The organism is Sphingomonas metalli (genome assembly GCF_014641735.1).
Classification (GTDB): Bacteria; Pseudomonadota; Alphaproteobacteria; order Sphingomonadales; family Sphingomonadaceae; genus Sphingomonas; species Sphingomonas metalli.
In genome coordinates this window covers 303,023-319,758 of the sequence record NZ_BMIH01000002.1, presented here as the reverse complement: position 1 = coordinate 319,758, position 16,736 = coordinate 303,023, and the positions used below count along the sequence as shown (strand labels likewise).

Below are 16,736 nucleotides of genomic sequence, written 5' to 3'. Positions count from 1 at the left end.
CGTATACGAATATCGCTTGGCAAATTTTTTATACGATTTCTTCTGCTCAATCCTACTTTCGTGTCGTTTTCGCCACACCCCCGACAATCATCTTCGGTTACCTACTGAAGGCGTACCTCCAGACCAACGTTCGTACCGCACTCGAAACGAACGGCTTTTGAGATTTGCACGCTCGCCACGGAAAGGCGGCGGGGACGGTGAATGCCCCGCCGACCGTCTTCACGGCTCCCGCCTCTCAGCGCGCCTTGAGCTTCTGCACAGCGGCCAGCGTCTGGCTGACATGCTCGGCGGGATTCATGTCGTCATGCACGAACACCATGCGGCCGTTGCGGTCGATCACATAGCTGGTCCGCTTGGTCACCGCGCGCCCGGCTACTTCCTTGCCGAGCGCGACGTCATAGCCCTTGACGACCGCCGGCCCGGCGCTCGCCACCGCGAACTTGCCCGCGCACTTCTCGGCCGAGAAGCGCGACAGCGTTTCCACATCGTCGGCCGACATGCCGATCACCGTCGCGCCGGCCGCCTGGAACTGGGGGATCGCCTCGGCAAAGGCATGCGCCTCCGCATTGCAGCCGCCGGTGAAGGCCGCCGGGAAGAAGTAGAGGACGACCGGGCCCTTTTTGAGCTGCTCCGAGAGCTTGACCGCAATGACCTTGCCCGCGACCGCGCCGCGCGTCGCGAAGTCGGGTGCGCGGGCCCCGGGTGCGAGGGCGGCGGTGGCCGGAACGGCGAGCGACAGCGCGGCGACCAGCGGCAGCGACAGAAAACGGCGCATGGGCAATCCTCTCAGCGGGGCGATCCGGCATGGAAGGCCCGTTGCTGCAAGCATGTAGCGCGCACGCCTGTGCCGCGATAGGCAGGGGGCATGCCCGTCAACCGTACCGATATCGACCTCGCCCACGCCCTTGCCGATGCGGCGGGCGCGGTGATCCGCCCCTATTTCCGCCGCAACCACGGCCTGGAACTGAAGGAGGACCGGTCGCCCGTCACCCTCGCCGACCGCGAGGCGGAGGCGGCGATGCGCCGGCTGATCGAGGCGGAGCGCTCGGGCGACGGCATCCATGGCGAGGAATATGGCGTCAAGGAGGGGGTGACCGGCCGGCAATGGGTGCTCGACCCGATCGACGGGACGCGCAGCTTCGCGTCCGGCCGGGCGATCTTCGGCACGCTGATCGCGCTGGTCGAGGATGGCTGGCCGGTGCTCGGGATCATCGACCAGCCGGTCCAGCGCGAGCGCTGGGTCGGCGTTGCCGGGCGTCCGACGACCTTCAACGGCGTACCGGCGCACACCCGCAGTTGCGCCGCGCTCGAAGGCGCGACGATCGCCACCACCAGCCCGCACCTGTTCGAGGAGGGGGACGTGCCGCACTTCATGGCGCTCGTCACCGCCGCGTCGGGCGGCAATCCGCGCCAGGGGCCGGTCTATGGCGGCGACTGCTATAATTACGGCCTGCTCGCCTCGGGCCATCTGGATATCGTCGCGGAATCGGGGCTGAAGCTCTACGACTTCGCCGCCCTGGTGCCGGTGGTCGAGGGCGCGGGCGGACGGATGTGCGACTGGAACGGCGATCCGCTCAACGCGAACAGCGAGGGCCATGTGCTCGCGATCGGCGATCCGGCCCGGACCGACGATGTGCTGGAGGCGATCCGGACCCTGCCGCACGCGCATTGACGGTTGGGCGAGGCGATGTTCCACGAATGTTCCACGTGGAACAATTTCCAACTGGTGCCTTAGGCAAATTTCCAGGCTTAACGTCATCCCGGCGAAGGCCGGGATCTTGCGGTTAAGGCCCTAGGCAGGAGCCGCAGGAGGCCCCAGCCTTCGCTGGGGCGACGCTGGGGGGTGGCTCGGGGTGGAGCAGCGCCTAGAAAATCCCCAGGAACTTCTTCCGCTGCGCCTTGCCGTCGCCGCGCTTGCCGTCCTCGCTCGTCGCGGTCGTGCCGTGACCCACGTCATCGCGCGGCTGCCCCTTGGTCGTCCGCTGCGCGCTTGCCTTCGCGCCCGCCAATACCGGACCGCAGGCCGCCGACTTCGCGTCGCCGATATCGACGAACGCCAGCACGCCCGCCAGCGGCGAAGCCACCAGCGACAGGCCCAGCCCCGAGCCAGCACGCGCCAGCAGGTCGCCAGAAATGACGTCGAGCGACGGCGAGGCGAAATTGCCGCCCAGCCCCACCGGCGACTGACCGGAGAAGAGCGAGAATTTCTTGCCGTCCGCGCGGAAGGCGAGGTCGATCGCCTCGTTGCGGAAGCTGAAGCCGCCACGCCCGACGATGACGTTCTTGGTCGTGTCGATCAGGATCGGATCCGCGGCCGCTATTCCGTTCCGCACGGTGAAGCCGATCAGCCCGCAATTCACCTCCACCGGTTTCTTCAGTTTGTCCTCGAACATCTTCTGGACGAAGGTGCCGAGGTCCAGTTCGGCGAGCTGCACGTTGCGCGTCCACAGCGTGCCCTGCGGCATGATGAAGGCGATCCGCCCGGCCGAGCTCGCCAGCGAATCATGGATGGTGTCGCCCCGCCCGGCGAGCTGGATGCGCCCCTTGATCGTGCCCGTCGTGCCGCTTTCCGCGACGCCATAGCCGGCGAGCAGCCGACCCATCGGCGTCGGCGCGAGGCGGATGTCGTAGGTGACGGCGCTCGGCCGCTGGCGCGTGTCGAAAACGACATCCGCCGCAACATTGCCGCGCGCCATCGCGAAGGTCAGCGGCGACAGCGCCAGCCGGCCGCGCTCCAGATCGAGCGTCAGGTCGACATCGGAGATCGGCACGTTGCGCGACCTTACCTGCCCGATCGTCCATTTCAGATCGGCATCGAAGGCCCGCATCGTCTGCACCGGCAGTTCGGCGTCCGGCAGCAGCCGCTGCGGTGCCGCGCCGGTCGCGCGGGCGGCGGCGACCGCGCCCTGCGCCGCCACGATATCGGGATTATAGCCGATAAAGGGCGCGGCATCGACGATGTCGAGGCTCTTCGTCGTCAGCGTCGAATCGAGGTGCAGCCGCTCGCCATTGACGATGGTCAGCCGACCCGCGAGGTCGGTCGCGCCCGCCACGCCGCGCAGCCGGGTGAAGGTGTAGGTCTCGCCGTCCTTCACCAGCTGGCCGCGCATCCGATAGGTGCGGGTATTGGGAATGACGACGCCGATGATGCCGAGCAGATCGGCCATGTTGCGCCCGCGCGCCGCGACCGACAGCGGCACCCGCTCGATGTCGGCGATCGAGGGTAGGGTGCCCGCGACATCGACCACGTTGTTCGCGGCGCGCATCCGCGCGACGAGCTGGTTCTGCCCGCGATTGGCGGTCGCGTCCGGGGTCAGCAGCCGGGCGACGACGGTGAAGGGCGTGCCGCGCACCAGCCCGCCGCCATGCACCCCGACCGCCCGCCCGATCCGCGCATCCTCCGAGCGGAAGTCGGCCAGCGTCAGGTCGGCGAGCAGCCGCATCCGCGGATCGCGATAGCGCACCGTGGTGCCGCTGACGGTCGCGGTGTCGATCCGGGGAAACTCGAGCGGCTTGCCGCCCTTCTTGTCGCTGAAGGTCCAGCTGTTGGTGCGGTGGTCCGGCGTCCATTCCAGGTCGACGGCGCCGTTCGCGAGATCGAGCGAGCGGAAGTGCCGCCGCCCGAAGATGAGCGACAGGGGCGCGATCCGTGCGTCGATCCGGTCGGCGGTGAACAGCTGCGGGCGGCTGGCCCATTCGGGGTTGGACAGCGCGATCCGCTCGGCGAGGAAGTGGATGTCGAGCGGCGCGAAATAGAGCTGGAAGTCGCCGCCGACCTGCACAGTGCGGCCGGTCGCCTTGCCGACGATCCGCTCGAACGGATGCTTCAGGAAGCGGCCCTTGGTGATGTAGAGGATAGCCCAGGCGGCGAAGACGACGGCCACCAGCCCGATCAGGATTCGCACCAGTCGCCTGCGCCGCGGGGCGGGCCGTTCGGTCGCGGGAGCCGTCTCCTCCATGGCCCGCCCGACGCGCAACTGGCCGTTCCGGTTCCGCATCGGTTGCATTCCGTTGCGAGCGCGGCTAAGGGCCCCGCTTCACCGAGCGATGCGCGTGAAGACGGCCCGGCCATCGGGGCTGCCGCGGCTGTCCGATGCATCGCCCATTGGAAAGGACCAAAATGCCCAAGCTCAAGACCAAGAGCGGCGTCAAGAAGCGCTTCAAGCTCACCGCCACCGGCAAGCTGAAGCACGGCGTCGCCGGCAAGCGTCACCGCCTGATCAGCCATAACGGCAAGTACATCCGCCAGAACCGCGGCACTTCGGTGCTGTCGGACGCCGACACCAAGACGGTGAAGGCCTGGGCCCCCTACGGCCTGAACTGAGGAGGGCTTAAGATATGGCACGAGTAAAGCGCGGCACGACGACCAAGGCCAAGCACAAGCGGATTCTGGAACAGGCGAAGGGCTACTACGGCCGTCGCAAGAACACGATCCGCATCGCCCGCCAGGCGGTGGAGAAGGCCGGTCAGTACGCCTATCGCGACCGCAAGGTGAAGAAGCGGACCTTCCGCGGCCTGTGGATCCAGCGCATCAACGCCGGCGTCCGCGCCGAGGGCCTGACCTATTCGCAGTTCATGCACGGCCTGAAGCTGGCCGGTGTCGAGTTGGACCGGAAGGTGCTGGCCGACATCGCGATGCACGAGGGCGCGGCCTTCAGCGCAATCATCGCGCAGGCCAAGGCGGCGCTGCCCCAGGCGGCCTGACCCCTTCGGGTTCGATGATGCGAAAGGGCGCTGGTGGCGACACCGGCGCCTTTTTTGCATCCTCTTCCTTCCCATCATAAGCTCGTCATCCCCGCGCAGGCGGGGATCCAGACACGCTGACGCTGTTGAGACTCACCAACGTCAGAGGTTATGGATCCCCGCCTTCGCGGGGATGACGGCGGAGGGGGGATGGCCAAGCAACCCTGCGTCTACATTCTCGCCAGCGGTCTGCACGGCACGCTCTACATCGGGGTCACCTCCGACCTCATGGCGCGTCTCGCTCAGCACCGCGCCGGCGCGATCAAGGGCTTTACCTCTCGCCACGGCGTCACCCGCCTCGTCTGGTACGAGATGGCCGACACGATGGACGCCGCGATCCTGCGCGAGAAGCAGCTCAAGAAGTGGAATCGCGACTGGAAGCTGCGGCTGATCGAGAAGGGCAATCCCACATGGGTTGACCTTGCCATCGCCCTCGGCTTTGACCCCGGCCTATGACCGAAGACCTCAACACCCTGGGCGAGCACATCCTGGCCGCCATTGCCGCCGCGCCGGGGCTCGATGCGCTCGATGAGGTGCGGGTGGATGCGCTGGGCAAGCAGGGGCGGGTGACGCAGCTGCTCAAGACCATGGGTGCGATGAGCGCCGAGGAGCGGCAGAGCCGCGGGCCGGCCATCCACGGCCTGCGCGAGCGCGTCACCGCCGCGATCGCCGCCCGCAAGGCCGCGCTGGAGCAGGCGGCGCTCGACGCGCGGCTCGCCGCCGAGACGCTCGACATGACGCTGCCGGTCGATGCCACCCCGGCAGGCACCGTCCACCCCGTCAGCCAGGTGATGGACGAGCTGGCGGAGATCTTCGCCGATCTCGGCTTCGCTGTCGCCACGGGCCCGGAGATCGAGACCGACTGGCACAATTTCACCGCGCTCAACATTCCGGAGACGCATCCGGCGCGGGCGATGCACGACACCTTCTACCTCGCCGACGTCGATCCGGCGGGGGACGAGCGCGAGACGTTCCGGGTGCTGCGCACCCACACCTCGCCGGTGCAGATCCGCACCATGACCGGCCAGCCGCCGCCGATCCGCATCATCGCGCCCGGCCGCACCTATCGATCGGATTCGGATGCGACGCACACGCCGATGTTCCATCAGGTCGAGGGGCTGGTGATCGACAAGGGCATCACCCTCGGCCATCTCAAATGGACGCTGCAGACGTTCCTCAAGGCGTTCTTCGAGCGCGACGACATCGTACTGCGGCTGCGCCCGAGCTATTTCCCCTTCACCGAGCCGTCGGCGGAGGTCGATGTCGGCTTCTCGATGGTCAAGGGCAAGCGAGTGATCGGCGGGGCAGAAGGCTGGATGGAGGTGCTGGGCAGCGGCATGGTCCACCCCAAGGTGATCGCCGCCTGCGGCCTCGACCCCGCCGAATGGCAGGGCTTCGCCTTTGGCTGCGGGATCGACCGGCTGGCGATGCTGAAATACGGCATGGACGACCTGCGCGCCTTTTTCGACGGCGATATCCGCTGGTTGAAGCATTACGGCTTTGCCAGCCTCGACGTGCCGACCCTGTCCGGCGGCGTCGGCGTCGCGGCCTGACAGTAACGTCACCCCAGCGAAGGCTGGGGTCTCCCCTTGGCGGCCGCACCGCCAGCCCAGCAAGACCCCAGCCTGCGCTGGGGTGACGGATGGAAGCAGATGAAGTTCACCCTTTCCTGGCTCAAGGCCCATCTCGCCACCGATGCGAGCCTCGACGGCATCGTCGACGCGCTCACCCGCATCGGGCTGGAGGTGGAGGGCGTCCACAATCCGGGCGAGGCGCTGGCGGCGTTCAGAGTCGCGCGCATCCTGACCGCGGAACGGCATCCGCAGGCGGACAAGCTGCAGGTGCTGTCGGTCGACGCCGGCGACGGTCCCCTACAGGTGGTCTGCGGCGCCCCCAATGCCCGGGCGGGGCTGGTCGGGGTGTTCGGTGCGCCCGGCACCTATGTGCCCGGGGCCGACATCACGCTGAAGGTGGCGGCGATCCGCGGCGTCGAGTCGAACGGCATGATGTGCTCCGCGCGCGAACTCCAGATCGGCGAGGGGCATGACGGGATCATCGAGCTCCCCGAGAGCGCGCCGGTCGGGCAGAGCTTCGCCGATTATGCCGGGCTGACCGATCCGGTCATCGACGTGTCGATCACGCCGAACCGGCAGGATTGCATGGGCGTCCGCGGCATCGCCCGCGATCTGGCGGCGGCGGGACTGGGGACGCTGAAGCCGATCGCCGAGGCCTATCCGGATGGCATCCTTTCCAACTCTTCCGTCACCCCCGCGACGGCGGGAGGCCAGACACGTGACGGCAGCGAAGGCGCCGCAGCGTCAGCGTCTCTAAATTCCCGCCTCCGCGGGAATGACGGGGTGGAGGATGTCACCGGAAAGAGTGACGCCCCCGATGTCCGCACCGAAACCTCCGCCTGCCCCGCCTTCTACGCCCAGTCCGTCACCGGCGTCACCAACGGCAGCGCCCCCGACTGGATGGCGCGCCGCCTGACCGCGATCGGGCAGAAGCCGATCAGCGCGCTGGTCGACATCACCAACTACGTCATGATCGATCTCGGTCGTCCGCTCCACGTCTACGACCGTGCGAAACTCTCGGGCGGCCTCGTCGCCCGGCCGGCGCGGGCGGGCGAGGAGGTCGTCGCGCTCAACGGCAAGCGATACACGCTGGCCGAGGGCATGACGGTGATCGCCGACGACGTCGCGGTCCATGACATCGGCGGGATCATGGGCGGCGAGCAATCGGGCGTGTCGGAGGGCACCACCGACGTGCTGATCGAATGTGCGTATTTCGAGCCCGAGGCGATCGCGCGGACCGGTCAGGCGCTGGCGCTGACCAGCGACGCGCGCCAGCGGTTCGAGCGGGGCGTGGACCCCGCCTTCCTTGATACGGGGCTGGCGATCGCCACCCGCCTCGTGCTCGCCATCTGCGGCGGCACGCCGAGCGCGATCACCCGCGCGGGAGAGCCGCCGCTGGGCACCCGCAGCTACGCCTATGATCCCGTGCGGGCGGAGACGCTGGGCGGCCTCGCCGTCGCGCCGGAGCGGCAGCGTGCGATCCTCGAATCGCTCGGCTTCACCGTGTCCGACGACTGGCAGGTGACCCCGCCGAGCTGGCGGCGCGATATCGACGGCACCGCCGACATCGTCGAGGAAGTGATCCGCATCGAGGGGATCGACAAGGTGGAGCCGGTGCCGCTGCCGCGCATCCCCGGCGTCGCCCGCCCGACCGCGACCGCCGAGCAACGGCTGGAGCGCCGCGTACGCCGCGCCGCCGCCGCGCGCGGGCTGGACGAGGCGGTGACCTGGAGCTTCATCGCGGAGGCGCAGGCGGCGCCGTTCGGCGGGGGCGCCTTCACGCTCGCCAATCCGATCAGCGAGGAGCTGAAGGTGATGCGGCCGACGCTGCTCGCCGGGCTGCTGTCGGCGGCGGAGCGCAACCTGCGGCGTGGCGCGACGGGCGTTCGCCTGTTCGAGCTGGGGCGCCGCTATCTGGCGGATGGCGAGCACCCGACGCTGGGCATCGTGCTGGCCGGCGACCGTACGGCACGCGGCTGGCGGGGCGGCAAGGCGACGGCGTTCGACCCCTATGACGCCAAGGCCGAGGCGCTGGCGCTGCTCGCCGCGGCGGGCGCGCCGGTCGACAATCTGCAGGTGATGACAGAAGCCGGGCCGGCCTGGCATCCGGGACAGTCGGGCACGCTGCGGCTGGGGCCGAAGACGATCCTCGCCCGCTTCGGCATGTTGCACCCGGCCTTGCTCAAGGCCTTCGACCTCGACGGCGCGGTCGCGGCGGTCGAGCTGTATCTCGACGCGCTGCCGGCGAAGCGTGGCAGCGGCTTCATGCGCGCGCCCTATGCACCGCCCGCGCTCCAGCCGGTGCGCCGCGACTTCGCCTTCCTCGTGCCGCAGGGCCTCGCCGCCGACACGCTGACCCGCGCCATCCGCGGCGCGGACAAGGCGACGATCGCGGGCGCGCGCGTGTTCGACCTGTTCGCGCGCGACGGCGAGACCTCGATGGCGGTCGAGGTGATCCTCCTGCCGGGCGAGAAGAGCTTCACCGAGCCGGAGCTGAAGGCGATCGCCGACCGGATCGTCGCGGCCGCAGCGAAGCAGGGGGCGACGCTGCGGGGGTGATGCGGGACGCGTCATGCCGGGCTTGTCCCGGCATCCACCGGGCCGCACACGGTCAGGCCGTTGATGTGCGGGACGGTGGACCCCGGAACAGGTCCGGGGTGACGGAATTTTGGTGGCGACGTTCCTCCGCCCTGCCTGCCCAGCCAAGGATAAGCGATGACCGACCTGATCTGGATCCGCACAGACGCCGTGTCCGCCGCGATCAACCCGTTCGGGGCGGAGCTGACGCATCTGCGCGATACCGACGGGGCGGAGCTGATGACCGATGCCGATCCCGCCTTCTGGCCCAAACATGCCCCGATCCTGTTCCCGGTGGTCGGCGTGACGAATGGCGGCATCCGGATCGACGGCACGACCTATCCGATGACGAAGCACGGTTTCGCCCGCGATCTGGCCTTTGCGGTGAGCGAGCAGGGGGACGATCATGCCGTCTTCACCCTGAGCGACAGCGCGGTGACGCGGGCGATCTATCCCTTTGCCTTCCGGCTGGAGGTGTCGTTCCGGGTCGAGGGCGCGACGCTGTCGATCGCGGCCCGGATAATCAATCCGGATGCGGAGCGCACGCTGCCCGCGCAGTTCGGCTTCCACCCCGCCTTCGCCTGGCCGCTGCCCTATGGCGCACCCCGCGCGGCGCATCGGATCGTCTTCGACCGGATCGAGCCGGGGCGGCTGCGCGAGATCAGCCCGGACGGACTGATCGCCGCGACCACCGCCCCGAGCCCGCTCGCGGATGGCCGCATCCTGTCGCTGGACGACAGCCTGTTCGTGCATGACGCACTCGTCTGGGACCCGGTCGCCTCGCAGGCCGTCCGCTATGGCGCCGCGGAGGGGCCGCAGCTGCGCGTCGCCTTTCCCGACACGCCCGCGCTCGGCATCTGGACCAAGCCGGGCGCGCACTTCATCTGCATCGAACCCTGGCACGGCATCGCCGATCCGGAGGGGTTCGACGGCGCGTTCGTCGACAAGCCGCAGGTCTTTCAGGTCGCGCCGCAAGCCGAGAAGACGATCGGCATGACGATCACGCTGGAACGCTGAGCGTCCATGCCTTGGCTGATCCTCGTCGTCGCGGGACTGTTCGAAGTGATCTGGGCCTATGCGATGAAGCAGTCGGCCGGGTTCACCCGCCCGGGGGCCTCGGTGCTGACGATCGCGGCCATGCTGGTGAGCTTCGGCCTCCTCTCGCTGGCGATGCGCAGCCTGCCGCTCGGCACCGCCTATACGGTGTGGACCGGGATCGGCGCGGTCGGCGCCTTCGCCGCCGGCGTGCTGTTCCTGGGCGAGGCGCTGACGCCGATGCGGCTCGTCGCGGCGCTGCTGATCGTCGGCGGGCTGGTGCTGATGAAGCTGTCGACGCCCTGACTTACATCTGTCGTTCGTCGCAACGATCTGGCAAAGCGGCCGCCTCTTCTTCCGGACCCGCACCTTGACCTCTCCCCGCCGTACCTTCGCGATCATCTCCCACCCCGACGCCGGCAAGACCACGCTGACCGAAAAGCTGCTCTATGTCGGCGGCGCGATCCATCTCGCCGGCGAGGTGAAGGCGCGCGGCGCGAACCGCCGCGCCCGGTCGGACTGGATGAAGATCGAGCAGCAGCGCGGCATCTCGGTCACCTCCTCGGTCATGACCTTCGAGAAGGACGGGGTGACGTTCAACCTGCTCGACACCCCGGGGCACGAGGACTTTTCGGAGGACACCTACCGCACGCTCACCGCGGTCGATTCGGCAGTGATGGTGATCGATGCCGCGCGCGGCATCGAGGCGCAGACGCGCAAGCTGTTCGAGGTGTGCCGCCTGCGCTCGGTGCCGATCATCACCTTCGTCAACAAGGTCGATCGCGAGGGGCGGGCGCCCTTCGAGCTGCTCGACGAGATCGCCGACATCCTCGCGCTCGACGTCGCGCCGATGAACTGGCCGATCGGCATGGGCGGCGAGTTCGAGGGGATCATGGACCTCGCCAGCGGGCGAATCAGCCGGCCGCAGGGCGACAGCCGGACCTTCCAGGGCACGACCGACACCGCGCCGCTGCCCGATCGCTTCGCCGAGGAGGTGGAGCTGGCCCAGGCGGGCTATGCCCCGTTCGATGCGGACGCCTATCGCCACGGCGACCTAACGCCGGTATATTTCGGCTCCGCGCTCAAGGACTTCGGTCCCGCAGAGCTGATCGCCGCGCTGGCCGCCTTCGCGCCCAGCCCGCGCCCGCAGCCGGCCGAGCCCGCGCCGGTCGCCCCCGAGGAGAAGGAGGTCACCGGCTTCGTCTTCAAGGTGCAGGCGAACATGGACCCGCAGCATCGCGACCGCATCGCCTTCATGCGGCTCTGCTCGGGCACCTTCAAGCGCGGCATGAAGCTGACCCCGACCGGCCATGGCAAGCCGATCGCGGTGCATTCGCCGATCCTGTTCTTCGCGCAGGATCGCGAGATCGCCGACGAGGCGTTTCCGGGCGACATCATCGGCATCCCCAATCACGGCACGCTGCGCGTCGGCGATACGCTGTCCGAGCGTGCCGCGGTGCGCTTCACCGGCCTGCCCAATTTCGCGCCCGAGATCCTGCGCCGCGTCGCGCTGAAGGACCCGACCAAGACCAAGCAGCTGCGCAAGGCGCTGGACGATATGGCCGAGGAGGGGGTGACGCAGGTCTTCTATCCGGAGATCGGGTCGAACTGGATCATCGGCGTGGTCGGGCAGCTCCAGCTCGACGTGCTGCTCTCGCGCCTCGATGCCGAATATAAGGTGGCCGCGGCGCTGGAGCCGGCCCCGTTCGATACGGCCCGCTGGGTGTCGGCGGAGGATGCCGCCGATCTGAAGGCCTTCACCGACCTCAACCGCGCCGCCATGGCGAAGGATCGCGACGGCAATCCCGTGTTCCTCGCCAAGAGCGCCTGGGAAGTCGGCTATGTCGCCGACCGTTATCCCAAGGTGCGTTTCATGGCGACGCGCGAGCGGTAGAGGCTTGCGGCGTCGTGGCGCGGGGGCGATCCCGGCAAAGCGCCGTCGGCCGCCTTTCTTCCGTCATCCCCGCGCAGGGGGGATCCATAACCTCTGACGTTTGCGAGAGATGCGGAGCGCTCCCGCGCGTCTGGATCCCCGCCGTCGCGAGACATCTGCGGAAGTCCCAGCGCCCCCATCCTCGTCCACCCCGGCGAAGGCCGGGGTCCAGCTGGGTGAAGCTTTGCAATAACTTACTGCCGTCTCCCTACTGGACCCCGGCCTTCACCGGGGTGGACGGGAGACTATCGCAGAGGTCTCGCCGTCGCGTGGATGACGAACGGATTATGCGGCGATCCCCTTCAAGGGGGGCCTTTCGCGTTTCGTCGTCCTGCCATGTTGCGTCACATGGGCCGGGCGAGCGCGACCTTCAGGATGCGGTCGTTCGCCGCCATGAACAGGGTGCGCCCGTTCTCGCCGATCGCGCAATTGGCGATCGGGCCGCTGCCGGAGCGGATCAGGCCCAGCATCGCGCCCTGCGGCGTCAGGATCGCGAGCCCGCCCGGTGCCGAGCAGAACAAGGTGCCGTCGCGCGCCACCTTCATCCCGTCGGGCAAGCCGGGCGCGTCCGGGCCCATCATCGGGGCGGCATCGAGGAAGACCCGCCCGCCGCCGATCCGGCCGTCCGCGCCGAGATCATAGGCCATGATCCGCGGTGCCTTGGGATCGGAGATCGAGACGTAGAGACGGCGCTCGTCGGGCGACAGGCCGATGCCGTTGGGGGAGCTGAGATCCGCGACCATCAGCTCGGGCTGGCCGCCGGGCTTCAGCCGGTAGACGCCGTTATGGGGCAGTTCCTTGATCGGCGAGGCGTCGCCCTCGGCGAGGCCATAGGGGGGATCGGTGAACCAGATCGTGCCGTCGCGCGCCTCAACCATGTCGTTGGGGCTGTTGAACCGCTTGCCCTGATAGCGGTCGGCGAGGACGGTGCGTTTGCGCGTCGCGAGATCGAGCCGGTCGAGGCTGCGCCCGCCGCTGTTCGCGATCAGCAGCGCGCCCATCCGGTCGACGAGCAGACCGTTGGCGCCCGGCTCGCGGACCAGCTTCGGGTCGAGCCCGCCGGTGCCGGAGGGCGAGAGGAAGATCGCGGTGCCGCCCCGCGGCTGCCAGCGGCGCACGATATTGGCAGGGGGATCGGAGAAGAGGAGATAGCCGCCCTTCGCGACCCAGGCCGGCCCCTCCGCCCAGCGAATGCCGGTCGCGATCGTCTCGATCGCTGCGCCGGGCGCGATGATCCGGTCGAGCGACGGGGCTATCCGCTGGACGGCCGGGCCGGCAGCGCGGGCGATGGCCGGAAGCAACAGCGCCGCCGCCGCGCCGGTGAGGAGGGTGCGGCGATCGGGCAGGGTCGAGTGGGTCATGGGGGTCAGCATAAAGCGGCGATCGCTCCGGGGCGAGGGCGCTGTGGTCGGGGGTGTTCGGGAAGCCGAGAAACGGCGATAGCTTCTCGCCATCTTCCCCGCCGTCATCCCCGCCTTCGCGGGGATGACGGGGAGGGTTGGTGTCGTGCCGCTCCTGGTCAGATGACGGAACAGGCGATGGGAGGCGTGGATCGGCCCAGAACCGTGACCGACCGAAACCACTCGCTTCTTACCCCCGCCCGTCGCGCGCCAGCGCATCGACCAGCGCGTCGCGGATCGCGGTCAGCGCGGTGGCGATCCCGTCTTCGGGTTCCCCCTTCGCTTCCGCGGCCAGCAATTGCTGGACCCCGCGGATCGTATAGCCCTCGTGATTCAACAGCCGGTCGATGCGGCGGACCAGCGCCGCATCCTCGGGCCGGTAGTAGCGCCGGTTCCCCGCGCGCGTCAACGGACGCAGCGCGGGGAAGCGGGTTTCCCAGTATCGCAATACATGGTGCGGCAGACCGGTTTCGGCGGAAAGCTCGCCGATCGTCCGCAATGCCCCGCTCGCCTTCGGCGTCGGGGCCGTCATTCGTCAGACGCCGGCGGCGACGATGCGGTCGCGCATCATCTGACTGGCGCGGAAGGTGAGGACGCGGCGGGGCGCGATCGGCACCTCGACCCCGGTCTTCGGATTGCGACCGATGCGCTCGCCCTTGTCGCGCAGCACGAAGGTGCCGAAGCCGGAGATCTTCACATTCTCTCCGCGTGACAGCGCCTCGCACATCTCTTCCAGGATCTGCTCCACGATTTGTGCCGAATCGGAACGGCTAAGCCCCACTTCGCGGTGCAGCGCCTCTGCCAGATCGGCCCGGGTCAACGTACCTGCTTCGCTCATCGAACTCCCCTCAGTCGAGGCGTTGGGTATACGATCGCAACCGGCGGAGCCAAGTGGCTTTTCTGTTCGGAATGATTGGAGATGGGAAAATTCGGGCCTGTTTCCGGTGCCAGGAGGCTAACAGCACTCCAGCCGGCAACCAAGGCCATTGTTAAGCATTTTCGGCGACTTAATGGTGGATGGCCTTACGGTGGCCCGTTCGGGCTGAGCCAAGTCGAAGCACGGGTGAGTCTTGGGCCCTTCGACTGCGCTCAGGCGAACGGTTGGGGGGCGGGTCAACGCCAGATCATCTTGCTCAAGAACGGAGAGGCTGAAACGTCCCGCGCCCGGGCGGCTCGGGCGTCAGACGCGGAGGACCGCCGCGCCCCAGGTGAAGCCGCCGCCCATCGCCTCCAGCACGACGATATCGCCAGCCCTGACCCGTCCGTCGCGCATCGCCGTGTCGAGGGCAAGCGGCACGGACGCGGCGGAGGTATTGGCGTGCTGGTCGACCGTCACCACGACCTTCTCCGGCGGCAGGCCCAGCTTCCTGGCGGTGGCGTCGAGGATGCGGGCGTTCGCCTGATGCGGGACCACCCAGTCGACATCCTCCGACGACAGCCCGGCGATCACCAGCGATTCGGCCATGACCGCGGCAAGGTTGACCACGGCATGGCGGAACACCTCGCGTCCCTTCATGCGGAGCTTGCCGACCGTGCCCGTGGTCGAGGGGCCCCCGTCGACATAGAGGAGATCGTTATGGCGGCCATCGGCGTGGAGCCGGGTGGCGAGGATGCCGCGCCCGTCCGCCTCTTCGCTCTCCTGCCCCTCGAGCACGATCGCCCCCGCACCGTCGCCGAACAGGACGCAGGTGGTGCGATCCTGCCAGTCGAGGATGCGGCTGAAGGTTTCCGCCCCGATCACCAGCGCCCGGCGGTGGACGCCGGTGCGCAGCATCGAATCGGCGACCTGCACGGCATAGAGGAAACCCGAGCAGACCGCGGCGACGTCGAAGGCGACGCAGTCGTCGATGCCGAGCATCGCCTGCACCTTGGTGGCGGTGGCCGGGAAGGTCTGGTCGGGCGTGGCGGTCGCCAGCACGATCAGGTCGATGTCCTGCGCCGACAGGCCGGCGGCGGCGATCGCGGCGCTGGCGGCGTCGCGGGCGAGCGTCGCTGTGGTCTCGTCGGGCCCGGCGATGTGGCGGAAGCGGATGCCGGTGCGCTCGACGATCCATTCGTCGCTGGTGTCGACCTCCTGCGCCAGCTCGGCGTTCGAGACGCGGCGGACGGGGAGGGCGGAGCCGGTGCCGGTAAGGACCGCGCGGATCATGCCGCCGCCTCGAACTCGTTGAGATCCTCGGCGATGCGGCGGGTCAGGTCGGCGCGGACCAGCTTGGCGGCGTTGCCGATCGCGGTCGCCACGCCCAGCTCGTTGGCGCTGCCATGGCTCTTCACGACGATGCCGTTGAGCCCGACGAACACCGCGCCGTTGTGGTTGTTGGGATCGAGATGGTCGCGCAGCAGCTTGGTGGCGGGGCGCGAGATCAGGAAGCCGATCTTCGACCGGGTCGAGCTGGTGAAGGCGCGCTTCAGCAGGTCGCCGACGAAGCGGGCGGTGCCCTCCGCGGTCTTGAGCGCGATGTTGCCGGCGAAGCCGTCGCACACCACCACGTCATGATGGCCGCGGGCGAGCTGGTTGCCCTCGACGAAGCCGGTGAAGGCGAGCGGCAGATGAGTCTGGCCGCGCAGCACGGCGGCGGCATCGCGGATCTCGTCGGTACCCTTCTGGTCCTCCGAGCCGATATTGAGCAGGGCGACGCGCGGGCGTTCCAGCTCGAAGATGATGCGGGCATAGGCCGCGCCCATCACCGCGAACTGAACGAGGTTGCGGGCATCGCACTCGGTATTCGCGCCGAGGTCGAGCATGACGACGTCGTTGTCGCCGAGCGTCGGCAGCGGTGCGGCGAGCGCGGGGCGGTCGATGCCGGGCAGCATCCGCAGCGCCAGCTTCGCCATCGCCATCAAGGCGCCGGTATTGCCGGACGAGACGGCGGCGGCGGCGCGCCCCTTCTTCACCAGATCGATCGCGACGCCCATCGACGTCGTCTTGGCGCGACGGATCGCCTGGCTCGGCTTCTCCGCCGAACCGACGATCTCGGGCGCATGGACGATTTCCGAATGCTGGCTGAGATTGGGGTGCTGTGCGAGCCCCGCCTGGATCGCGGCCTCGTCGCCGACGAGCAGGAAGCGCAGCCCCTCATGCTGGCGGCGGGCATGGGCGACGCCGGCCAGCATCACGGCCAGCCCCTCGTCGCCGCCCATCGCGTCGACGGCAATGCAGGGCTGGTCGGTCATCGCGTGCTGTCAGTCCTGGTAGAGCGGTTACGCCTCGACCGACACGACCTCACGGCCGTTATAATGGCCGCAGGCGCCGCACAGCACATGGGGGCGCTTCAGCTCGCCGCAGTTCGGACATTCCTGGAACGCCGCTGCCGTCAGCGAATCATGGCCGCGACGCATGCCGCGCTTGGAGGGCGAAGTCTTTCTCTTGGGGACGGCCATTGCGGCACCTTGATAACATGTTGAACCGGTACAGACAGGCGCGGCCGCCGCCCGGCCGCTTCCGGCCGCGCGGGCGTTCCAAGCCTATCGCGA

Annotated in this window: 17 protein-coding genes; 9 read left to right on the top strand and 8 right to left on the bottom strand. The window is 68.7% G+C overall.

Annotation, left to right across the window (positions count from 1 at the left end; all coding sequences use genetic code 11):
* Window positions 1–235: 235 nt before the first annotated feature.
* A complete protein-coding gene (locus IEX18_RS07745) occupies window positions 236–775 on the bottom strand; it encodes a peroxiredoxin (protein WP_188658158.1) in 540 nt (179 codons plus the stop codon).
* 90 nt (window positions 776–865) lie between these two features.
* Here IEX18_RS07745 and IEX18_RS07740 point away from each other — a divergent pair, with 90 nt between their 5' ends.
* The gene (locus tag IEX18_RS07740) at window positions 866–1,672 is read left to right on the top strand and encodes an inositol monophosphatase family protein (protein WP_188658157.1); all 807 of its coding nucleotides are present in this window, start codon (window positions 866–868) and stop codon (window positions 1,670–1,672) included.
* 193 nt (window positions 1,673–1,865) lie between these two features.
* Here the strand turns inward: IEX18_RS07740 and IEX18_RS07735 are convergent, their stop codons facing one another.
* Window positions 1,866–3,959, bottom strand: a complete 2,094-nt coding sequence (locus IEX18_RS07735; protein ID WP_188658639.1) for an AsmA family protein — start codon at window positions 3,957–3,959, stop codon at window positions 1,866–1,868.
* A 161-nt stretch (window positions 3,960–4,120) separates the two neighbouring features.
* Between IEX18_RS07735 and rpmI the strand changes: the two genes are divergently transcribed.
* The 8 genes from rpmI to IEX18_RS07695 all read left to right on the top strand — a co-directional run bounded on the left by rpmI (window position 4,121) and on the right by IEX18_RS07695 (window position 11,823).
* Window positions 4,121–4,324 carry a 50S ribosomal protein L35 gene (gene rpmI, locus IEX18_RS07730; protein ID WP_007406658.1) on the top strand — a complete coding sequence of 68 codons (204 nt, stop codon included), beginning with the start codon at window positions 4,121–4,123 and terminating at the stop codon, window positions 4,322–4,324.
* Window positions 4,325–4,338: 14 nt separating this feature from the next.
* On the top strand, window positions 4,339–4,704 hold the full coding sequence (rplT, locus tag IEX18_RS07725; protein ID WP_188658156.1) for a 50S ribosomal protein L20: 366 nt from the start codon (window positions 4,339–4,341) through the stop codon (window positions 4,702–4,704).
* 189 nt (window positions 4,705–4,893) lie between these two features.
* Window positions 4,894–5,199, top strand: coding sequence for a GIY-YIG nuclease family protein (locus IEX18_RS07720; protein ID WP_188658155.1), 306 nt, complete (start codon window positions 4,894–4,896; stop codon window positions 5,197–5,199).
* Complete coding sequence (gene pheS / locus IEX18_RS07715) at window positions 5,196–6,296, top strand: phenylalanine--tRNA ligase subunit alpha (RefSeq protein WP_188658154.1); 1,101 nt, start codon at window positions 5,196–5,198, stop codon at window positions 6,294–6,296. The genes IEX18_RS07720 and pheS overlap by 4 nt, the downstream gene beginning before the upstream one ends.
* 99 nt (window positions 6,297–6,395) lie before the next feature.
* The gene (gene pheT / locus IEX18_RS07710; protein ID WP_188658153.1) at window positions 6,396–8,876 is read left to right on the top strand and encodes a phenylalanine--tRNA ligase subunit beta; all 2,481 of its coding nucleotides are present in this window, start codon (window positions 6,396–6,398) and stop codon (window positions 8,874–8,876) included.
* A gap of 156 nt (window positions 8,877–9,032) precedes the next feature.
* Entirely contained in the window at window positions 9,033–9,911 is an 879-nt protein-coding gene (locus IEX18_RS07705; protein WP_188658152.1) for an aldose 1-epimerase family protein, read from the top strand.
* Window positions 9,912–9,917: 6 nt separating this feature from the next.
* Window positions 9,918–10,235 (top strand): DMT family transporter, encoded by a 318-nt coding sequence (locus IEX18_RS07700; RefSeq protein WP_188658151.1) that lies wholly within the window; start codon window positions 9,918–9,920, stop codon window positions 10,233–10,235.
* A gap of 64 nt (window positions 10,236–10,299) precedes the next feature.
* Window positions 10,300–11,823 (top strand): peptide chain release factor 3, encoded by a 1,524-nt coding sequence (locus IEX18_RS07695; RefSeq protein ID WP_188658150.1) that lies wholly within the window; start codon window positions 10,300–10,302, stop codon window positions 11,821–11,823.
* A gap of 383 nt (window positions 11,824–12,206) precedes the next feature.
* Here IEX18_RS07695 and IEX18_RS07690 read toward each other — a convergent pair whose 3' ends face one another.
* The 6 genes from IEX18_RS07690 to rpmF all read right to left on the bottom strand — a co-directional run bounded on the left by IEX18_RS07690 (window position 12,207) and on the right by rpmF (window position 16,643).
* Window positions 12,207–13,235: an SMP-30/gluconolactonase/LRE family protein gene (locus IEX18_RS07690; RefSeq protein ID WP_229664432.1), complete on the bottom strand. Its 1,029-nt coding sequence runs from the start codon at window positions 13,233–13,235 to the stop codon at window positions 12,207–12,209.
* A gap of 217 nt (window positions 13,236–13,452) precedes the next feature.
* A complete protein-coding gene (locus IEX18_RS07685; protein WP_188658149.1) occupies window positions 13,453–13,794 on the bottom strand; it encodes a MerR family transcriptional regulator in 342 nt (113 codons plus the stop codon).
* 3 nt (window positions 13,795–13,797) lie between these two features.
* A complete protein-coding gene (locus IEX18_RS07680; protein ID WP_188658148.1) occupies window positions 13,798–14,100 on the bottom strand; it encodes an integration host factor subunit alpha in 303 nt (100 codons plus the stop codon).
* A gap of 342 nt (window positions 14,101–14,442) precedes the next feature.
* Window positions 14,443–15,411 carry a beta-ketoacyl-ACP synthase III gene (locus tag IEX18_RS07675; protein ID WP_188658147.1) on the bottom strand — a complete coding sequence of 323 codons (969 nt, stop codon included), beginning with the start codon at window positions 15,409–15,411 and terminating at the stop codon, window positions 14,443–14,445.
* Window positions 15,408–16,436, bottom strand: a complete 1,029-nt coding sequence (plsX, locus tag IEX18_RS07670) for a phosphate acyltransferase PlsX (RefSeq protein WP_188658146.1) — start codon at window positions 16,434–16,436, stop codon at window positions 15,408–15,410. The genes IEX18_RS07675 and plsX overlap by 4 nt, the downstream gene beginning before the upstream one ends.
* A gap of 27 nt (window positions 16,437–16,463) precedes the next feature.
* On the bottom strand, window positions 16,464–16,643 hold the full coding sequence (gene rpmF / locus IEX18_RS07665; protein WP_188658145.1) for a 50S ribosomal protein L32: 180 nt from the start codon (window positions 16,641–16,643) through the stop codon (window positions 16,464–16,466).
* Between the last annotated feature and the right edge of the window lie 93 nt (window positions 16,644–16,736).